Genomic DNA, 19,284 nt, shown 5'->3' on the forward strand with positions numbered 1-19,284 from the left:
TAAGCAGGTTAGCCCAAGGCCTTGTCGAGCAGTTTGGCTAGGCGGATACCCCCGCGGCGAACCTCTTCGCGCGAAACCGGGACCATCTTCGCGATCGTCGCGTCGTCCATCTTCACCCGCGCCGGCACCGCGCCGCACGCATCGCCGCCTAGCGCTGCCGCATACGCCTCATGCGAGGCTTCCCAGCTTTCGCGGCTCCATTCGGTAACCGTCCCAGCCCCGATCTTCGCCCGCTCCGCCGCCGGATAGCGCCGCACCAGCGAAGGTGGCGTCGAGATCGCACGCTCCGCCAGCGGCCCGTCCCAGATCGAATGCAGGTTGAACCGCGCCGGGCCGTAGATCCCGTAATCCGCCTTCACGTCGTTGCCGCCCTTGTCGTTACGATCGCCCGCATGAAGCGGCTGGTGGAGGTCGCCGACGAAGTGGATCAGGAACGCCAGCGCCTGAACGCGGTCCTTCGGCGCGGTAGCACGGTCGCGCAGCAACTTCACGTCGCGCTCGATCTGCGCCGAAACGCAATTGCCGTCCTTGCACGCGGGCGTCAGGTCAAACGGCGCGCAGACGTCGGCATCCTGGAAATGCCACGTGTAGGCGAAGCCGAAGCGCGACTTGCCGTCCGTGGTCTTCAGAGGCTTGATGCAGTCCGCCCAGACGCTCGCCTCCTCGATCGTCCCGGCCGGGCATTCGGGCGTTTCCAGCAACGCTTGTTGCGCGAGCAGCTTGCGGATCGCCGCCTTGGTCTTCGGCGCGACGTTGGCATAGGCGATCTGCGCGACGGTCTGGTGGCCGTACTCCCAGAACGCGGTGGCGGGGGAGGCGAGGCCGAGCGTGGCGATCGCGGCGAGGAGAAAGCGCTTCATACCGGCTCGTTAGCGTAGATCGCGACCGTCCGGCTACCCTCGGACGACGCCGTCCCGCGGTACATTCCGACGGTGTTGAAACCCCACGCCATGTCGCCGTCCGGCCCGGCGACGATCACCCCGCCGGTGCCGCCAAGCGCCTTCACTTCGGCAAGGACGGCGTCGGCAGCGACTTGCAACGATTCGCCCGACAGCCGGACGCGCGCAGCGATTTCGTGACCGACGCCAACGCGAAGGAAGAACTCGCCCGAGCCAGTGCACGATACCGCACAGGCGCGATCGTCGGCGAAGGTACCGGCGCCGATCACGGGTGTGTCGCCGATCCGGCCCCAGCGCTTGCCGGTGACGCCACCGGTCGAGGTCGCGGCCGCGACATGGCCGTGCGTGTCGCAGGCGACCGCGCCGACGGTGCCATATTTCATGTCGACGTCGAACCCACCGCCATCGGCCTGGAACTCCGCAAATTGCCGGCGACGTTCGTCGGTCGCGAACCAGTCGGCATCGGCTTGCGGCAGGTCGCGTTCGAGCGAGAACGCATCCGCCCCCTTCCCGGCGAGGAAGACGTGACGCCCGTCGTCTAGGATCGCGCGGGCAAGGCCAACGGGGTTGCGCGTGGCGGTCGCCGCGGCGACGGCACCGGCTGCGCGCGTGCGACCGTCCATGATCGCGGCGTCGAGTTCGAGCGTGCCGTCATGCGTAAACACCGCGCCGCGCCCCGAGTTGAAGTGCGGGTCGTCCTCCAGCACGCGCACTGCCGCCTCGACCGCATCCAGCGCGCTGCCGCCGTCCGCCAGCACTTTCGCGCCAACGTCGAGCGCGTGCGACAGGCCGGCGCGCGCGCCCGCATCCTGCTCGGGCGAGACCATCTCGCTGTCGAGTTTGCCGGCGCCGCCGTGGATGACGAGGGTCCAGGTCATGCTGAATCTTTCGAGGGTAGGGCGCGAAGGCCGATGAGGGGACGGAGCGGCGCGATGCTGCGGCCGATCCAGTAGAAGGCAATGCAGCCGATCGTCGTCGCCACGAGCAGGCAGGCGAACTCCGCCCAGCCCGGCAGGCCGGCGGGGAGCAGCGCGTACATCACGAGGACGATGATCGTCTGGTGGATCAGGTAGAACGGGAACACCGCCTCGGTCAGCGTGCGGCGCCAGCGATGGTCGCGGTTCCAGTGCCGCTCCGCGATCCCGATCAGCGCCACGATCGCACCCCACTGCTCGAGTGCGTGGGCGACGCCGTAACCGGGATAGATCCAGCGCGGCGCGACGATGTCGCCGGGCCATTCAAGCTCGACGCCGATGATCGCGATATAACCGAGCACCGCGGCAACCGCGCCGACCTTCCACCAGCGCGCGATCGCCGCCATTGCGGGCTCGGAGCGGGCGAGGCCGAAGCCGAACAGGAAGGCAGGGAAATAGGTGACGTGCGCGACCCAGTCGCCGAACAGGGCCTGCGATTCCGCGGCCATCTGGAACCACCAGGCGTGGACAAACACGAGCCACGCGACGGGGAGCACGAGTACCGCCCAGCTGCCGAAGACCCAGTCGAACGCGCGTTGCAGCCAGCCGCCGCGAACGACGACCAGCCCAAGCGTTAAGACAGTCGTGTAGACCCAGAGATAGACGACGAACCACAGATGGTTCCAGGTCGGCAACGACAACCCGGCGAGCTTGCCGAACCGAAAATAATCATGGCCCCAAAAGGTCCAGTAGCTGCCGGCATAGGCGTGCTTGGTGACCAGCTCGACCCAGGGTTGCGGCGGCACGATCACCGCCATGCCGAACAGCAGCGGCACGAGCAGGCGGTAGCAGCGATTGGCGAAGAACCCGGCCGTGCCGCTCGACCGGTTGAGCAGCGCGCGGCTGGCATAGCCCGAAACGACGAACAGCAGCGTCAGCCGCCACGCGTTGCTCGCCAGCATCGGCAGCCGCACCCAGTCTTCGACATGAAGCGACTTCACATGGAAGTTCCACGGCACGAAGACCATGCCGATATGGTAGAGGATCAGCAGCGCGAACGCCCCGATCCGCAGCCAGTCCATGCCATAATGCCGCGTCATCGCGCGGCCCTACGGGGCGGGGAGCGGTGCCGCAAGCGCGCTAGGGGTGGTGTGGTGTTCAGGACGGACAGGCATACCTCTGGAATCCTCTCCCGCAAGGGGGAGGTGTCTGGCGCTTGCCAGACGGAGGGGGCGGACACGGAACAGCGGTTACCCTTACCGCCCCCTCCGTCACCTTCGGTGCCACCTCCCCCTGGCGGGGAGGATCGTTTAATCCGGGTACCTGCGTTCCAGTCGGCTTACGCTTTCATGCGCGGCGTGCCCATGAAGTCGCGCTTGCCGATCGGCACGCCTTGCGCGCGCAGAATCGCGTAGGCGGTGCTGGCGTGGAAATAGAAGTTGGGCTGCGAGAACGAGAGCAGGAAGTTCGCGCCGGTAAACGGCATGACGAACGTGCCGAACTCGAACGTCGTGTCATTGTCAGCCAGGGCGTCGAACGTGTCGCGGTCGATCCCCTCCAGCGTGGCGATCGCGTCGCGTATCACGGTGTGGAGACCCGCGAAATCGGTCGGCCAGGCCGATCGATCGGGCGAGAAGGTGCCGCAGCGGACGCCTTCGATCCCGCCGACCGAATGCGCTGCGCACGACTTCACCTGATAGCCGAACGGCAGCATGTCGTCGGCGAGCTTCGCATCGATCAGCGTCGCGGGTTCGATACCCTTCTCGACAGCGAACGCCTCCGCCTTGTCGAGCAGGGCGTCGACTGCACGAAGAATCTGGAGGTTCGAGGGAATCGTCGCATCGTACAGGGACAGGGTCATCGCGTTCGCTCCTAAAGTCGTGCGCCGCTATGGCCGACGATCGCTACTCCGGCCAGCGATGTTCCGTTCCAGCGCGCAAGTCGCTATATAGGCCTCGAACTCCCGAGGAATCCCCATGTCCCTTCGTCCCTGGCGCGATATCACCCGCCGCAAGAGCCGCCAGATCATGGTCGGCAACGTCCCCGTCGGCGGCGATGCGCCGGTCACGGTGCAGACGATGACCAACACGCCGACCGACGACGTGCGCGCGACGGTCGACCAGATCCGGCGCTGCGAAGACGCGGGCGTCGACATCATTCGCGTGAGCTGCCCCGACGTCGAGTCGACCACCGCGCTCAAGCAGATCGTCCGCGCGAGCCGGGTGCCGATCGTCGCGGACATCCATTTCCACTACAAGCGCGCGCTCGAAGCGGCGGACGCCGGCGCGGCGTGCCTGCGGATCAATCCGGGCAATATCGGCTCGGCATCGCGCGTGAAGGAGGTCGTCGACGCGGCGAAGTCCAACGGCTGCGCGATCCGGATCGGCGTCAACGGGGGGTCGCTCGAGCGGCATCTGCTCGAGAAATACGGCGAGCCTTGCCCCGATGCGCTGGTCGAGTCGGCGCTCGATCACATCAAGCTGTTGCAGGACCATGATTTCCACGAGTTCAAGGTCGCGGTGAAGGCGTCCGATCTGTTCCTCGCGGTGGCGGCGTACCAGCAGCTCGCGGAGCAGGTCGATTGCCCGCTGCATCTCGGCATCACCGAGGCGGGCGGGTTCGTCGGCGGCACGGTGAAGTCGGCGATCGGGATGGGGAGTTTGCTCTGGTACGGCATCGGCGACACGATCCGCGTGTCGCTCTCCGCTGAGCCGGAAGAGGAAGTCCGCGTCGGGTTCGAGATCTTGAAGGCGCTCGGCATCCGCAATCGCGGCGTCCGCGTCGTATCGTGCCCGTCGTGTGCGCGGCAGGGTTTCGACGTGATCCGCACGGTGCAGGCGCTCGAGGAACGGTTGCAGCACATCCGCACGCCGATGTCCTTGTCGGTGCTCGGCTGCGTCGTGAACGGGCCCGGTGAAGCGCGCGAGACCGATATCGGCATCACCGGCGGCGGCAACGGCAAGCACATGGTGTATCTGTCGGGCGTCACCGATCACCATGTCCAGGACGCCGATATGGTCGACCACATCGTCCGGCTGGTCGAGGCCAAGGCGGCGGAGATCGACGCGGCGGACGAGGCGATGGCGGCGCTAGTGCCGGTGGCGGCCGAATAGGGGGTGTGGTAGGGTTGCACCTCGCTGGAGGTGATCATGACCTATCACGCTAAAGTCGTCAGTGGGCGGATCGTCCTGCCCCCCGAACTGCGTCGCGATGCAGGGATCGAAGATGGCGACTCGCTGGTCATCGAACTCAACCCGGACGGCGGCCTGACGATGAAGACCTATGCGCAGGTCGTGCGCGAGGTGCAGTCCGAGTTTCGGTCGATGGCCAAGCCTGTCGATCGTAATCTGGTCGATGAACTGTTGGCGGACCGTCGCGCTGATGCGGTCCGCGAGAACGCCGAGATCGAGGACTGGCGGACACGGCATACCGCGTGACCGTCGTTTTCGACGCGTCCACCATATTGGCGATCCTGAAGAACGAGACCGGTGCCGATGTCGTGATCGAGCATGCGCGCGGCGCGATGCTGTCTAGCGTCAATCTGGTCGAGGTCCGCAGCAAATTGTTCGAGATCGTGTCCGACGTCGATGCGGTGATCGCGAACCTCGATCGGCTTGAGATCGTGATCGTGCCCTTCACCGCAACGCAGGCAAAGATCGCCGCAGATCTGTGGCCCGTCGTCAAAGGCAAGAACGTGTCGATTGCCGACCGGGTCTGCCTGGCTTTGGCGATCGATCAGGCTGCGACCTTGTGGACGGGGGACAGGGATTGGGTGACGCTCGGCCTCGATCTGGATATCCGCCTGTTCCGATGACATCTCGCACCGTTTCGCCTGCCCTGGCCTTCGCGATCGCCGCGCTCGGGATCGGCCTGTTCTCCATGATGGATGCGGTGATGAAGTCGCTCGTGCTGGCGATCGGTGTCTATAACGCGTTGCTGTGGCGGCAGATGATCAGCGTTGGGCTGGGCGCGGTCGCGTGGAAGCTGGGGAAGAGCGGGCGGCCGAGCGGGCGGGCGCTCAAGCTGCATCTGGCGCGCGGGCTGGTGACGACAGCGATGGCGGTGCTGTTCTTCTGGGGGCTGGCGCGGGTGCCGATGGCGCAGGCGATTTCGCTGACCTACATCGCGCCGATCCTCGCCTTGCTGCTCGCGGCCGTCACGCTGGGCGAGCGCGTCGGGTGGAAGACGCTCGTCGCGTCGATAGCCGCGCTTGGCGGCGTGCTGGTGGTGATGATCGGGCAGGGGCGCGAGGTGTCGGGGCCCGAGACGTTTCATGGGACGCTCGCGATCCTCGGCTCGGCGGTGCTGTACGCCGTCAACCTCGTGATCGCGCGGCTGCAGAGCCAGGCGGCACGGCCGGGGGAGATCGCGTTCTTCCAGGCGCTCGTCATCACCGCGACGCTGGCATTGGCGGCGCCGTGGCTGGCGGTGGTGCCCGAAGCGGCGCAATGGCCCAAGCTCATACTTGCCGCCGGGCTCGCGACCGCGTCGTTGTGGCTGCTCGGCTGGGCGTATGCGCACGGCGATACCGGGTTCCTCGCGACCACCGAATACACCTCGTTCGTCTATGCCGCCGCTTTGGGTTTCCTGGTGTTCGGCGAGCGGGTATCGGCGTTCACGCTGGCGGGTGCGGCGATCATCGTCGTCGCCTGCCTGTACGCGGCGCGGCGGCGTGACATCGCGCAGACATCGATCGAGGCTAGTGCATGACCGTTATCCGTTCCGCCACCGCTGCCGACGTCGGCACGATCCTGCGCTTCGTCCGCGAGCTCGCCGCGTTCGAGCGCGAACCGGATGCGGTCGAGGCGACTGAAGCGATGCTGGAAGAGGCGTTGTTCGGGGAGCGGCCTGCGGCGGAGGCATTGATCGCGGAGACCGCGGACGGTCCGCTCGGGTTCGCGCTGTTCTTCCACAATTTTTCGACGTGGACGGGCAGGCGCGGTCTGTATCTCGAAGATCTGTACGTGACGCCCGAGGCGCGCGGGCAGGGGGTCGGAGGTGCGCTGCTGTCGCATCTGGCTGGCATTGCGCTCGATCGCGGCTGCGCGCGGTTCGAATGGTCGGTGCTCGACTGGAACGCCGATGCGATCGCATTCTATCGGAAGGTCGGCGCGGTCGGGATGGAGGACTGGACGATCCAGCGTATGTCGGGGGATGCTTTGGTGCGATTGGCGGGGCGGTAGGGCGGCAGACGATCCCTCCCCCGCCAGGGGGAGGTGTCACCGCAGGTGACGGAGGGGGAGGATACGGAACGTCGGTCGGCGCATACCTCCCCCTCCGTCTGGCAAGTGCCAGCCACCTCCCCCTTGCGGGGGAGGATTGTCGGTCACCCCTTCACGTCTATGTTCATTGCGATCGAGATGCGGTCGCCGGTGCCGAGGTGCGGGCGGACGCCGTGGCGGAGCCAGGCGGGAAACAGGATCAGGTCACCCGCTTCGGTCGGCAGGCGGCGCTCGACCGGTTGTGGCTGGCCGTCGATCCCGACGAGCCGAAATCCCGGCAGCCGCATGAACGGCACCGGAAAGCGCGGGTCCTCGAAGAACAGCTCGCCGCCCGGCTCCCCCTCCGCAGGGGCAAAACCCATGTCGACGTAATAGACCGCGGCCCACAGCACCCCGGGATGCGCATGGCTCATGTTGAGCGCGCCGGGCGGCGAGACGTTCGCCCACATCTTGACGGTCCACTCCACCGTCGCCGCATCGCGCCCATCGAAATGCGACGCGCGCTTGGCCATCTTCACCGCGGTATCGGCAAGCGCCGCCGCTGCCGGCCCACCCCAGTCGAGCATGTCGGTGGCCGAATGCCAGCCACCGACATTGGATCTGGCGAGGCTGGGTACCGCGGCGTGGCGATCAAGGATCGTCGTCCGCAACGCCGTGGTCAGCGCCGCGGCATCGGCCAGCGGTCCGTGCAGGATCGGCGTCTCGTACAGTCCGATCTGCGCCGCGCGGACGCGGATGCCGTCGAATGCAGGAGACGCCGTCGTCATACGATCAGCGCCCTGCGGCGTCGTCCGCGTTCATCGGCTCTTGGCCCTTGGCCTTCTCGGCGTTGTAGCGCTCGATCGCCTCGATCGTGACGCGCTTGGCCTCGTCGGCGTCGCCCCACTTGCCGACCCGGACCCACTTCGTCTTCTCCAGATCCTTGTAGTGCGTGAAGAAGTGCTCGATCTGCTCGAACACGATCTCGGGCATGTCGCCGCGCTCGCCGATGTTGGCGTAATACGGGAACACCGCATCGACGGGGACGCAGACCAGCTTCTCGTCGCCGCCGGCTTCGTCCTCGAGGTTCAGCACCGCGATCGGGCGTGCGCGGACGACGCAGCCCGGGATGAACGGCGAGCGCGCGATCACGAGGGCATCCAAAGGATCGCCATCGGGGCTGAGCGTATGCGGTACGAAGCCGTAGTTCGCCGGATAGCGCATCGGCGTGTGCAGGATGCGATCGACGAACAGCGCGCCCGAAGCCTTGTCGAACTCGTACTTTACGGGCTCGCCGCCGGTCGGCACTTCGATGATGACGTTGAGGTCCTCGGGCGGGTTCTTGCCGGTCGGGATGAGATCGATACGCATGGCGGTCCTTTCGAATATGACGGTGCCGGCGCTCCTCGTCAGGGGAGCGGCCGGCACCGGTAAGTCAGTGGCTGGTCAGCGCGGCATCAGCAGCTTGTCCAGCCCGCCGTCACCTGTACCCACCTTCTGGAGCCGCGGATAGCGCGGGCCGTCGTGGTAATCGAGCGAGATGTCACGGAATCGGTCGTTGTTCTTTACAGTGAGCCTGATCGGCAGCTTCGTGCCCTGCGCCGCGACGATCGCCGCCTTCAGCCGATCGGACGAAAACGCCTCGCTGTTGACCGCCTCGATCTCGGTGCCGACGTCGATGCCGGCCTTGAACGCCGGGCTGTCCCAGATCGACGAGGTGACCACGCCCTCCTTGTTGACGACCATGCCGAGCGAATAGCTGACATCGGTGCCGCGCGTCTTCTCCGCCTGCTTCAGATACGGGCTCTGCTCGGGGCCGTAGACCAGCTTGTAGCCGTTCATCGCGAAGCCGTTGATCGGCGCGGGCTTGCCGGTTTCGGTCAGGCGCGTGTTGAGGAACGTCGCCCAATCATAGGGGACGATGCCGTTCAGCGTCTTCGCGACGTCGGCGAACGTGTAGGTCAGCTCACCGTAATCGCCGTCGCGGACGCCGAAGAAGGCCTTGGCGAAATCGTCAATCGACTTGGTCCCGCCGGACTTCTGGCGGAGCATCGCGTCGACTTCCATCCAGACCATCAGGCCTTCGTTGTAATAATCCTCCGAGCGCTGCCAGCTGGTCCAGCCCTTCGGTTTCCGCGCGGAGATCACCGGATCGTTCGTCGTATCGATCAGGTTGCGCCACTGGCGGCCCGGCGCGGTGTCGTAATTGCCGAGGATCGAGGCATAGCCGTCGAGCGTGTCCTGCTTGCTGACCAGACCCGAGCGCGCCTGGAGCACATAGCCCCAGAATTGCGTCTGGCCTTCATACACCCACAACAGCGAATCGCGCATCGGCGTGCGGAAATCGGGCGTCCACAGGTCGGCGCCGCGGCGGAACTTGCCGTCCCAACTATGCGTGTATTCGTGCGGCAGCAGGTTCCGCGCGGCGGCGCCGGTTTCCCATTCGGTGAAATAGCCGGGACGGACGCCGTTCTCGGAGCTGCGATGATGCTCCAGGCCGATCCCGCCGAGCTGATCGGTGATCGACAGCAGGAACTCGTAATGATCGTAATGCTGCGCGCCGAACGTCTTCACCGCCTGGTCGACGAGGCGCTTGTGCGCGTCGATCTGCTCGGGCTTGGCGGCCAGCTGGTCGGGGCTGTCGGCGAAGACGTTGAGATCGACGCGCGGGGAGAGCGGCCAGACCTTGCCGTATTTGCCTGCCAGCGTCGGCGAATCGACAAGGATCTCGTAGTTGGTCGTGTCGTAGCTGTAGGTCGAGCCCGAGACCTTGGCAGGCACAGCGCCGGCGGCGGTCCAGCCGGTCGGATAGGTGACGGTCATCTTGATCGGGATCTGGCGCGTGAAATAGCCCGCGGGGTACAGACTGACGAGGTTCGGCTCGAGGCTCACCATCGTCGGCGTCATCACGATACGGCCCTGGTCGCCCTTGGTCGCGGAGATGAACTGGAATTCGGCCACCACCGACTTTGCGCCGGTCGGCACGTCGATGTGGAACGCGAAGACGTCGACCGGATCACGCGTCCAAGGGACGATCTTGCCATTGGCGCGGATCACGAGGCCGGCGAGCTTCTCGATCTCGCCGCGCGGGGAATGCGCTCCGGGCAGCCACTTCGGATAGAGCAGCGCCATCGGACCCGACTTGGCGACCGGGATCGTCTGCTTGACGCGGAAGATGCCGCGCTCGGTATCGGTCGCGTCGACGTCGAGCAGCAGCGTGCCGGGATAGGGCGTGTCGACCGCGTCGGGGATGGTGTCGACGAACGGCACCGGTTGCGGCGCGGTGTTGCCGGCGGGGACTTGCGCGAATGCAGGTATTGCGGAGGCGAGCAGGGACGCGACGATAAGCTTACGGATCAAGGAAAGGCCTTCCGGCTGAGAGACGATGACCCGAGGTGTAATCGCGATAAAGGGCAGCCGTCCAGTCCTTTACCCGGTATCCTCAGCCAGCACTCCCCAGCACGTTGATCGTGAACGCCAGCACGCCGATGTTGAAGACGAACGCCGCCATGCACTGGCCGAGCGCGGCTTTGCGCACCCGGCGCGAGGTGATCTGCACGTCTGAGGTCTGGAACGTCATCCCCAGCGTGAACGCGAAATAGGCGAAGTCCCAGTAATCGGGCTCGTCGCAGCTCGGAAAGTCGAGCCCCTTGGCATCCTTGCCGTCGGGATCGTCGACATAGAACAGATGCGCGTAATGCAGCGTGTAGATCATGTTCGAGAACAGCCACGCGAGCGCCAGCGTCGTGATCGTCAGCGCGATTCCGACCGCGTCGTTCTTGCCCTGCAATTCCTTCGCCACTGCCACCAGGATGACGAGCATGATCGTCCCGCTGAACCCGAGCAGCACCGCGCGGTTGGCGTCGTTCTCCTCCGCCGCGCGGCGCATCCGCTCGGCGGTTGCGTTGCGGAACAAGGTCGAGACCGCGATCAGGAATACGACCGCGGCGACGTCGAACGCGGCCATCGTGCCGCGCCCGAGCCCGAAGCGCGGGATCAGCGCGGCGAGCCCGATCGCGAAGACTAGCACGAACAGGATGAAGCGCGGCGGGGCGACTCGTTGGCCGAGGCCCCAATATTTGGGTTTGTCGTTCATGCCACAGCGCTAGCGCTTAGCGGGCACGTCGCCTAGATACGCGCGCATCATGGCTAAGACAGAAACCCCGCGCCGCATCCGTGGCACCCAGGACATTTTCGGTGAGGAACAGCGCCGGTTTGCGCACGTCCTCGCCACGTTCGAGCGGGTGCGGGCGCTGTATTGCTTCCAGCGCGTCGATATCCCGGTGTTCGAGTCGACGGCGGTGTTCGCGCGCTCGCTCGGCGAGACGACCGATGTCGTGTCGAAGGAGATGTACACGTTCGAGGATCGCGGCGGGGACTCGCTGACGCTCCGCCCCGAGTTCACCGCAGGCATAGCGCGCGCCTATCTGACAGAAGGCTGGCAGCAGTTCGCGCCGCTGAAGCTGACCACCAGCGGCCCGGTGTTCCGCTACGAACGCCCACAAAAGGGGCGTTTTCGCCAGTTCCACCAGATCGATGCCGAGGTGATCGGTGCGGCCGAGCCGGCAGCGGACGTCGAACTGCTGGTGCTCGCGGATCAGCTGCTGCGTGAACTCGGCATTTCCGAGGGCGTGACGTTGCAGCTCAACACGCTGGGCGACGCGGCGACGCGCGACGCCTGGCGCGAGGCGCTGGTGGCGCATTTCGAGGCGCACCGCGGCGAACTGTCCGAGGACAGCCTGACCCGGCTCGAAAAGAACCCGATGCGGATCCTCGACTCGAAGGACCCGCGCGACCGCCCGATCGCCGACAGCGCGCCGGATATCGACGCGTATCTGACCCCCGAGGCTCGCGCGTTCTTCGAGGCGGTGACCGCCGGGCTCGACGCGGCGGGTGTCGCATGGGAGCGTAACGCGCGGCTGGTCCGCGGCCTCGATTACTACCGCCACACCGCGTTCGAGTTCGTGACCGACCGGCTGGGTGCGCAGGGGACCGTGCTGGCGGGCGGCCGGTATGACGGGTTGATCGGCTCGCTTGGCGGGCCGGAGACGCCTGGCGTTGGCTGGGCCGCGGGTGTCGAGCGATTGGCTATGTTGCTGGAAGAGCCGGTTGAACAGCGTCCTCAGCTCATCGTCGTTGCAGAGGACGATGACTCAAGTCTTGATGCGATCGCCCTGATTTCCGACCTTCGGCGAAATGGAGTGTCCGCTGATCTGGTTGCTTCCGGTTCGCCGAAAAAGCGCTTCGACAAGGCCGTCAAGGCAGCCCCGCAGGCGATCGCGAGCGTTCGTCGCATCGATGGCGAAGTCGTTCGAAAGTTGAAGATGCTCGGGTCGGTAACCGAAGGACTTGAGGCCCAATTGAAGACGCTGCTGTCGTGATGGATCATTCGCAAATCCTCCCCGGCACGGGGAGGTGGCAGTGCGCGGCACTGACGGAGGGGGGCTTCCACGTCGCGCAACACCTGCGGCCCGCCCCCTCCACCCCCCTTCGGGCGGTCCCCCTCCCCGTGCCGGGGCGGATTTCATGACCCAAATCTCCCCTGACCGCATCCGCGCGATCGAGGCGCGGCGTGACGAGCTGCAAGCGCTGATGTCGACCGGCGATCTCCCGTCGGACCGCTTCGTCGCGGTGTCGAAGGAATATGCCGAGCTCGAACCCGTCGCCCAAGCCGCCACAGAGGTGCGCCGGCTGCGGCAGGAGGCCGAAAGCCTCGCGTTCATGGCGGAGGATGCCGACGATGAACTGCGCGCGATGGCGTCGGACGAGCTGCACGAGAACCGCACGCTGCTCGAGACTGCGGACCGCAAACTCGCGCTTGCGCTGTTGCCGCGCGATTCCGCCGACGAGCGCTCGGCGATGCTCGAAGTCCGCGCCGGCACCGGTGGCGACGAGGCGGCGCTGTTCGCGGGCGACCTGTTCCGGATGTACCAACGCTATGCCGAATCGCAGGGCTGGCGGGTCGAGATGATCTCCGGATCGTCGTCCGACGCGGGCGGCTTCAAGGAAGTCGTCGCCAGCGTCACCGGCCAGGGCGTGTTCGCCAAGCTCAAGTTCGAGAGCGGCGTCCACCGCGTCCAGCGCGTACCGACGACCGAGGCTGGCGGCCGAATCCACACTTCGGCGGCGACCGTCGCGGTGCTGCCCGAGGCGGAGGAGGTCGACGTCAAGATCGACGACAAGGACCTTCGCATCGACGTCTATCGCTCGTCGGGCCCCGGCGGCCAGTCGGTCAACACCACGGACTCGGCGGTGCGGATCGTCCATATCCCGACCGGGCTGACGGTGATCCAGCAGGACGAGAAGTCGCAGCACAAGAACAAGGCCAAGGCTTTGCGCGTGCTGCGGACGCGGCTGTACGAGGCGGAGCGCGACCGGCTGCATGCCGAGCGGGCTGGCGCGCGGAAGTCGATGGTCGGCTCGGGCGATCGCTCGGAGCGGATTCGGACGTATAATTTCCCGCAGGGCCGCGTGACCGATCACCGCATCAACCTGACGCTCCACCGCCTGCCCGAGATCGTTGCGGGCGAAATGGACGAACTGATCGGCGCCCTGGTCGCGCAGGACGAAGCGGACCGCCTGGCCCAGCTGGATGGCTGAGCATTCCCCAGCCGCAACGGCATTCCCCTCCCGCTTGCGGGAGGGGTTAGGGGAGGGGCTTCCTGCTATGGGCATCGCTCGGTGACAGCCCCTCCCCCGACCCCTCCCGCAAGCGGGAGGGAAGCAGTGAGTGCAGCGCTTGCCACCGCCGCCGCGCGGTTCGGCTTCTCCGCCACCCCCCGCCTCGACGCGGAAATCTTGATGGCGCACGCCCTCGGCGTCGAGCGCAACGCGATCCTTCTCGACCCGGATCGCTACGCCGTCCCCGCGACCTTCGCCGCGCTCGTCCACCGCCGCCTCAACCACGAGCCGATCGCCTACATCACGGGCACCCGCGGCTTCTGGTCGATCGACCTCGCTATCGGCCCCGGCGCGCTCGTCCCCCGCGCCGACAGCGAAACACTCCTGATCGCCGCCCAAGCGCACTTCGCCGGCCGCTCCCCCGCAACGATACTCGACCTCGGCACCGGCCCCGGCACATTGCTCCTCGCCGCGCTCGACGAATGGCCGGCGCAAGGCCTCGGCGTAGACTATTCCCCCCACGCGCTCGCCTACGCCTGCGCCAACGCAGCAACCCTCGGCGTCACCGACCGAGCCCACTTTATCCAAGGAAGCTGGGCCAGCGCGATCGTCGGCCAGTTCGACCTGATCCTCGCCAACCCCCCCTACATAGCCACCGCCGAGCAGCTCCCGCGCGAAGTCCACGACCACGAACCCCACGCGGCACTGTTCGCCGGGAGCGACGGACTCGACGACTACCGCATCCTCGCCGAACAACTCCCGGCCTTGATCGCCCCCGGCGGCGCGGCGGTGATCGAGATCGGCTCGACCCAGGCTCCCCCCGTCACCGCGCTGCTCCAGGCGCAAGGTCTGCACGTCGCGCTGCACCACGACTATGGCGGCAACGCGCGCGCGATGGTCGCGACCCACGCCCCCGCGACTTGAACAATATGGCGCTAAACCTCACATTTCGCTTGTAGTAGGTCCCTTGCGGACGCTATCACGCGGGCAGGGGCACGCACTCTCGACGATTGGTCGGTTTAGAGCGATGACCCGCATCCTTCGCTTTGAGGTCGCTGCAGTCCGGCGGCCCTGGCAAGTTCGACGCACCGATCTCGTATAGATCGTCGGTGTGCGACGGGGGTTTGCACCGCATTTCGGAGCACGACCAGATTTTGGTTCGACGACTGAGGACACAAGCTTGATCAACAACCGGCAAGCCGGCCGCCGTCGCGGTCGTGGCAACAATAATAGCGGCGGCGGTAGTGGTGGCGGTCAACGCCAGGGTGGCGGCGGAGGCGGCCAGGGCGGTCGCGATACCGGCAACCGCATCGACAGCCGCGCGCGCGGCAACGCGAGCCAGCTGTACGAGAAGTACAAGAACCTCGCACGCGACGCGCAGCAGCAGGGCGACCGCGTCAACATCGAATATTACCTCCAGTTCGCGGATCATTATTTCCGCGTCCTGAGCGAAACCCGCGCCCGCTTCGAAGAGAGCCAGCCGCAAGCGCAGCAGCAGCCACGCCGCCAACAACCGTTCGATCTCGACGGCGACGACGATTACGGCGACGAAGGCGAGCCGATCCGCTCGGGCGAGCAGCAGGGTGCGCCCGAGCAGTCGCGCAGCGAGAACGGTGGCCCGCAGAACGGCCAGTACCAGAACGCGCCCCGCCAGAATCGCGAGGGCCAGACTCGCGACAACCAGAACCGTGAGGACCGCCCTCAGCGTGAAGATCGACCGCAGCGCGAAGAGCGTCCGCGGTACGACAGCAACCGCTACGAGGGCCAGCGTAGTGAGGGTCAGCGTAACGACGGCCCCCGTAACGAAGGCCAGCGCGAGGATCGCGTCCGTGGCGACAATTCGCGCAACCAGCGCAACGCCCAGCCGCGTGATGCTCAGCCTCGCGACGACCGCAACGGCGAAGAGCAGGATCAGGCCCGTGAGGCCCAGTCGCGCGAGACTCAGCAACGCGAGACTCAGCCCCGCGACGAGCAGGTCCGCGAGCCCCGCAGCGATTACCGCGATGCACCGCAGCGCGAGACGATCCGCCGCACGCCCCGCGTGAGCGCACCGGTCGCCAACGCCAACCAGGATTCGGAAGCCGACGCGGTCCGTTCGGTAACCGAAGCCCCCGAGCAGGCGGCCCAGCCGACCGAAGCCGTCGAGACGACGATGCCCGTCGCCGCGACCGAGGAGCAGCCCCGCCGTCGCGGTCGCCTGCGCCGCGATCGCAGCCTCGACGCCCCCGTCGCGCAGGATCAGGGCGCACGGGATCAGGGCGGGCAGGACGAGCACGCACCGACCGCGTTCGATGCGGATCGCCTGCCGCCGTCGCTCGGCATCTCGGCAACGGTCGCCCCGGCACCATCGCCGGCGCCGGCAGCCGAAGCGGCTCCTGCCGCCGCCGCTCCAGCCGACGCCGCGGTCGAGGAAAAGCCCCGCCGCCGCCGCGTTCGCGCGGTACCGGACGAAGTCCAGGCTGGCTGAGCCCCGCGCCGAAATCGGTCCGAGGATTGAAAAGGCCGGTGCCGCTTCGCGCGGTGCCGGCCTTTTTCGTCATCGGGGTTTTCCGGCAGGTGAATGGCTAATCGTCTCCCCCACCCGCTTGCGGGAGGGGGCTGGGGGATGGGCTCGCGCTATCCGCGTCCGCACTGGTCGAGACCGCGCGCCCACCCCCAACCCCTCCCGCTAGCGGAAGGAAAGGAAGACAGTGCGCGATGTGAGCGACGGCCTGCCGCCCTCTCAGTCGATCCGGGTCACGTCCTCGTCGTGCCCACTACCCGAACTGAGAAACGCGAGCCCCATCAGCAGGCCGGCCATCATCACCGATCCGCCGACCCCGCCGATCACCGCCAGCATCGTCACCAGATGCAGCGGCCCCTGGATATGGGCCATCGCCGCGATGATCGCCGCGACACACACTGCGGCGGCCAGCACCATCCACGCCATGATCCCGCGGAACCGCGCCCATGCAAACGCAGCATAATCCGGGTCGTCCAGGCCGGGCGGTAGGTCGCTCATCGCTTCCCATTGCCGTGCAAACATGGTTTCTTCAATCCACGCGCTAGAAAGACGCAAGAGATGGAGAGGCGAACATGACGATCGCGGCAATCCTGAGCGGCAAGGATGCAGGGGACGTCCTCTCGCTGCATCCCGATTCGACGGTGGCGGACGCGGTGGCGTTGCTCGCGGTAAAGCGGATCGGTGCGGCGCCGGTGCTCGAGAACGGCCGGGTGGTCGGCATCTTCTCCGAACGCGATGTGATCCACTCCCTGCACGCCGATGGGACTGCCGCGCTGACGCGTCGGATCGGCGACGTGATGACCACCGCGGTGAAGTCGATCGGCCCCGCCGAGTCGGCGATCGGCGCGCTGTCGCTGATGACGCAGCGTCGGATCCGCCATCTGCCGGTGATCGACGGCGACACGCTGGTCGGGTTCGTCTCGATCGGCGATCTCGTCAAATACCGGATCGACCGGATCGAGGCGGACGCCGCGGCGATGCGCGAGTATATTCAGTCGGCGTAGCGTCGGCGCGCCAGACTAGGCGGGGAGCGGCTGTTTCCGGGCGATCGCGATCACCTCGCGGATCGTCGCCCGCGCGAAGACCAGCATCCAGCTTGCGTATATCGCGGCGCCGATCGGCACGAGGATCGCCAGCCGCCAGTGCGCGTCGAGCGGCGGCAGCGTGCGGTCGACCAGCCCGACCACCAGCGCCATCGCGATGCCCCCGAACGCCGGCGCGGCGACCGCGGCGGCGACGTCTCTTGCGCGCACGCCGATCACCGGCAGGGTCCGCCACGCGCTGATCGACAGATACAGCGGATAGGCCAGGATCCACGCGACGCCCATGCCGGTCGGTCCCCAGTGCACGCCGACCAGGAACGCGCTGGCGAGAATGATCGCGCCGGTCGCGCCGTTCCGCACGCCGATCCCGGGGCGCCCCCGCGCATCGGAGGCCGGCGTGAACAACACCTGCAACGTCATGAACGGCATCGCGAGCGCGAGCAGGTGCACCACCGGGGCGGTCTCCCGCCACTTGTCGCCGAGCATCGTCAGGACGAGCGGTTCGGAGGTCGCCGCCAGCCCCATGTAGAACGGCATCGCGACGATCATCACCATCCGCACGCCGCGCACGAACGCCCGACCGATCGCATCCGGATCATGCTGCATCCGCGCATAGGCGGAGAAGGCGACCTCGTTCAGCGGCGGCACGAATTTCGAGACGAAGATCTGCGTCAGGAACAGGCTGGTCGTATAGATGCCGAGCGTGTGCGGCGAAAAGCTGCGCCCGGCGATGAAGACGTCGGCCTGGCTTTGCAGGAACCAGAACAGCTGGCTCGCCGCCATCACCCCGCCATAGCGTGCGATCGTCCCGGCCCCACGGAAGTCGAAACTCGGCCAGACGAGCGAGCGTGCCGACCATGTCATCATCGCACCGCGGACGCTGAACAGCACGATCGGCGCGATCACCAGCGTCCAGACGCCCAGACCGTATAGCGCACCGCCAAGTGCCGCGCTGGCCGACGCGATCGATGCGGTGATGTTTGCCTTGGCTTGGTGGCGAAAATCCATCGCGCGCGACAGCAGGGCATAGGGAAGGGCAATGAACGGCGTCGTCAGATAGAGCAGCGCCTGGACGCGCAGCATGTCGCCGACGATCGGTTGCCGATAATAGGCGGCGGCGAGTGGCGCGAGCGAGAGCTGGGCGATTGCCAGCGCGACGTTCAGCACGATCAGCATCCCGAACAACTGGCGCACTTCGCGGCGGCTGATCTCCTTCTGCTGGATCAGCCCGCTTGCCAGCCCATAGCCATTGAGCATCGCCATGAAGGTGAGGATGACCTGGCACATCGCGAACAGCCCGTAATCCGCGGGGGCGAGGATCCGGATCACCAGGAAGGTGGCACTCCACTGCACCAGCTGCGCGACGATCTGGCTTCCCGAGCGCCAGATCAATGCGCTGCGGACCTGTCCGGCCAGCGAGGGCTGATCGTCGGCCGGCATCGGGGCAGGAGTCGCGTTATCCATCGTATCGGGCATATAGCGATATCCCCCTTCACAACGGATTAAGGCGAGACCCCGAACCGGTCATCCTATCGGAAATCGGGCAGGTCACCGGTTCGCCGGGCAAAACAACCCCGTATTCAACGGCCTAGCCACGGCGCGCTCTAAGGTCGCGGGCGGCATAAACGCGCCAGCCGGCAAAAATTGCCACAAATGTGAAAGATTATGTTTGACGCGAATCGGAACCCCGCCTAGAGGGGTGTCACCGCAGCGAACGGCCACACGGTCTGGTTGCTGCGGTCGCAAAAAACCAGATGCTCCAAGCTTTCTCGGAAGAGAGGGTTGTGCGAGTGTCGGTATTTTTGTCGGCTCTTTGACATTGTAGGTTAAGATGAAGGGACATGTGGGCGGCGGCTTGCGGTTTCCGGGCTCCTCAAGGGTTCGGGTAATCGTTTAAAGCTAAGTCGTTCTCATATGTCCTTCACATATTCCATATGTAAATGGACGGTCGTTTTGGTGTTCGCACCGAGGCGGTCGTCTGAATGATATTGTGCAGAGCGGCTCCTTGAGATGAGCTGGTTGATCGTGGAATTCCACTGCGATTGGCTGGTGACATAAACTTGAGAGTTTGATCATGGCTCAGAATGAACGCTGGCGGCATGC

The 19,284-nt window shown here is 66.3% G+C and carries 20 protein-coding genes; 10 read left to right on the forward strand and 10 right to left on the reverse strand.

The window, feature by feature from the left end; translation table 11 throughout:
* Positions 1–8: 8 nt before the first annotated feature.
* The 4 genes from O6Y00_RS14735 to O6Y00_RS14750 form a co-directional block, all read right to left on the reverse strand.
* Positions 9–860, reverse strand: a complete 852-nt coding sequence (locus tag O6Y00_RS14735) for a S1/P1 nuclease (RefSeq protein ID WP_353443317.1) — start codon at positions 858–860, stop codon at positions 9–11.
* Positions 857–1,777, reverse strand: a complete 921-nt coding sequence (locus tag O6Y00_RS14740) for an isoaspartyl peptidase/L-asparaginase family protein (RefSeq protein ID WP_353443318.1) — start codon at positions 1,775–1,777, stop codon at positions 857–859. Before O6Y00_RS14740 ends, O6Y00_RS14735 begins: the two co-directional genes overlap by 4 nt.
* Positions 1,774–2,913: an acyltransferase family protein gene (locus O6Y00_RS14745; RefSeq protein WP_353443319.1), complete on the reverse strand. Its 1,140-nt coding sequence runs from the start codon at positions 2,911–2,913 to the stop codon at positions 1,774–1,776. Before O6Y00_RS14745 ends, O6Y00_RS14740 begins: the two co-directional genes overlap by 4 nt.
* A gap of 239 nt (positions 2,914–3,152) precedes the next feature.
* Positions 3,153–3,674 carry a DUF1993 domain-containing protein gene (locus tag O6Y00_RS14750; RefSeq protein WP_353443320.1) on the reverse strand — a complete coding sequence of 174 codons (522 nt, stop codon included), beginning with the start codon at positions 3,672–3,674 and terminating at the stop codon, positions 3,153–3,155.
* A 115-nt stretch (positions 3,675–3,789) separates the two neighbouring features.
* Here O6Y00_RS14750 and ispG point away from each other — a divergent pair, with 115 nt between their 5' ends.
* From ispG to O6Y00_RS14775, 5 genes are read left to right on the forward strand one after another with little or no spacing between them, the layout of a single operon-like run.
* Positions 3,790–4,926 carry a flavodoxin-dependent (E)-4-hydroxy-3-methylbut-2-enyl-diphosphate synthase gene (gene ispG / locus O6Y00_RS14755; RefSeq protein ID WP_353443321.1) on the forward strand — a complete coding sequence of 379 codons (1,137 nt, stop codon included), beginning with the start codon at positions 3,790–3,792 and terminating at the stop codon, positions 4,924–4,926.
* Positions 4,927–4,962: 36 nt separating this feature from the next.
* Positions 4,963–5,250: an AbrB/MazE/SpoVT family DNA-binding domain-containing protein gene (locus O6Y00_RS14760; RefSeq protein WP_353443322.1), complete on the forward strand. Its 288-nt coding sequence runs from the start codon at positions 4,963–4,965 to the stop codon at positions 5,248–5,250.
* On the forward strand, positions 5,247–5,627 hold the full coding sequence (locus O6Y00_RS14765) for a type II toxin-antitoxin system VapC family toxin (RefSeq protein ID WP_353443323.1): 381 nt from the start codon (positions 5,247–5,249) through the stop codon (positions 5,625–5,627). Before O6Y00_RS14760 ends, O6Y00_RS14765 begins: the two co-directional genes overlap by 4 nt.
* The gene (locus O6Y00_RS14770; RefSeq protein ID WP_353443324.1) at positions 5,624–6,523 is read left to right on the forward strand and encodes a DMT family transporter; all 900 of its coding nucleotides are present in this window, start codon (positions 5,624–5,626) and stop codon (positions 6,521–6,523) included. The genes O6Y00_RS14765 and O6Y00_RS14770 overlap by 4 nt, the downstream gene beginning before the upstream one ends.
* Positions 6,520–6,996 (forward strand): GNAT family N-acetyltransferase, encoded by a 477-nt coding sequence (locus O6Y00_RS14775; RefSeq protein ID WP_353443325.1) that lies wholly within the window; start codon positions 6,520–6,522, stop codon positions 6,994–6,996. The genes O6Y00_RS14770 and O6Y00_RS14775 overlap by 4 nt, the downstream gene beginning before the upstream one ends.
* Positions 6,997–7,139: 143 nt before the next feature.
* On the opposite strand, the gene O6Y00_RS14780 is transcribed toward O6Y00_RS14775, so the two are convergent.
* The 4 genes from O6Y00_RS14780 to O6Y00_RS14795 form a co-directional block, all read right to left on the reverse strand.
* Entirely contained in the window at positions 7,140–7,802 is a 663-nt protein-coding gene (locus O6Y00_RS14780) for a TIGR02466 family protein (RefSeq protein ID WP_353443326.1), read from the reverse strand.
* 4 nt (positions 7,803–7,806) lie between these two features.
* The gene (gene ppa / locus O6Y00_RS14785) at positions 7,807–8,385 is read right to left on the reverse strand and encodes an inorganic diphosphatase (protein WP_353443327.1); all 579 of its coding nucleotides are present in this window, start codon (positions 8,383–8,385) and stop codon (positions 7,807–7,809) included.
* Between the two features lie 75 nt (positions 8,386–8,460).
* On the reverse strand, positions 8,461–10,374 hold the full coding sequence (locus O6Y00_RS14790) for a M61 family metallopeptidase (RefSeq protein ID WP_353443328.1): 1,914 nt from the start codon (positions 10,372–10,374) through the stop codon (positions 8,461–8,463).
* Between the two features lie 82 nt (positions 10,375–10,456).
* A complete protein-coding gene (locus tag O6Y00_RS14795; protein ID WP_353443329.1) occupies positions 10,457–11,110 on the reverse strand; it encodes a DUF1345 domain-containing protein in 654 nt (217 codons plus the stop codon).
* Positions 11,111–11,159: 49 nt separating this feature from the next.
* Between O6Y00_RS14795 and hisS the strand changes: the two genes are divergently transcribed.
* The 4 genes from hisS to O6Y00_RS14815 all read left to right on the forward strand — a co-directional run bounded on the left by hisS (position 11,160) and on the right by O6Y00_RS14815 (position 16,102).
* Positions 11,160–12,395 carry a histidine--tRNA ligase gene (gene hisS, locus O6Y00_RS14800; protein ID WP_353443330.1) on the forward strand — a complete coding sequence of 412 codons (1,236 nt, stop codon included), beginning with the start codon at positions 11,160–11,162 and terminating at the stop codon, positions 12,393–12,395.
* Positions 12,396–12,540: 145 nt separating this feature from the next.
* Positions 12,541–13,614: a peptide chain release factor 1 gene (gene prfA / locus O6Y00_RS14805; protein WP_056053173.1), complete on the forward strand. Its 1,074-nt coding sequence runs from the start codon at positions 12,541–12,543 to the stop codon at positions 13,612–13,614.
* A gap of 126 nt (positions 13,615–13,740) precedes the next feature.
* Complete coding sequence (prmC, locus tag O6Y00_RS14810) at positions 13,741–14,559, forward strand: peptide chain release factor N(5)-glutamine methyltransferase (RefSeq protein WP_353443331.1); 819 nt, start codon at positions 13,741–13,743, stop codon at positions 14,557–14,559.
* 256 nt (positions 14,560–14,815) lie between these two features.
* Entirely contained in the window at positions 14,816–16,102 is a 1,287-nt protein-coding gene (locus O6Y00_RS14815) for a DUF4167 domain-containing protein (RefSeq protein ID WP_353443332.1), read from the forward strand.
* A 255-nt stretch (positions 16,103–16,357) separates the two neighbouring features.
* Here O6Y00_RS14815 and O6Y00_RS14820 read toward each other — a convergent pair whose 3' ends face one another.
* Entirely contained in the window at positions 16,358–16,636 is a 279-nt protein-coding gene (locus O6Y00_RS14820; protein WP_353443333.1) for a hypothetical protein, read from the reverse strand.
* 74 nt (positions 16,637–16,710) lie between these two features.
* On the opposite strand from O6Y00_RS14820, the gene O6Y00_RS14825 reads away from it, so the two are divergent.
* A complete protein-coding gene (locus O6Y00_RS14825; protein WP_353443334.1) occupies positions 16,711–17,142 on the forward strand; it encodes a CBS domain-containing protein in 432 nt (143 codons plus the stop codon).
* 15 nt (positions 17,143–17,157) lie between these two features.
* On the opposite strand, the gene O6Y00_RS14830 is transcribed toward O6Y00_RS14825, so the two are convergent.
* Positions 17,158–18,657, reverse strand: coding sequence for a lipopolysaccharide biosynthesis protein (locus O6Y00_RS14830; protein ID WP_435368634.1), 1,500 nt, complete (start codon positions 18,655–18,657; stop codon positions 17,158–17,160).
* Positions 18,658–19,284 lie beyond the last annotated feature (627 nt).

Source organism: Sphingomonas faeni (assembly GCF_040407565.1).
Classification (GTDB): Bacteria; Pseudomonadota; Alphaproteobacteria; order Sphingomonadales; family Sphingomonadaceae; genus Sphingomonas; species Sphingomonas faeni_F.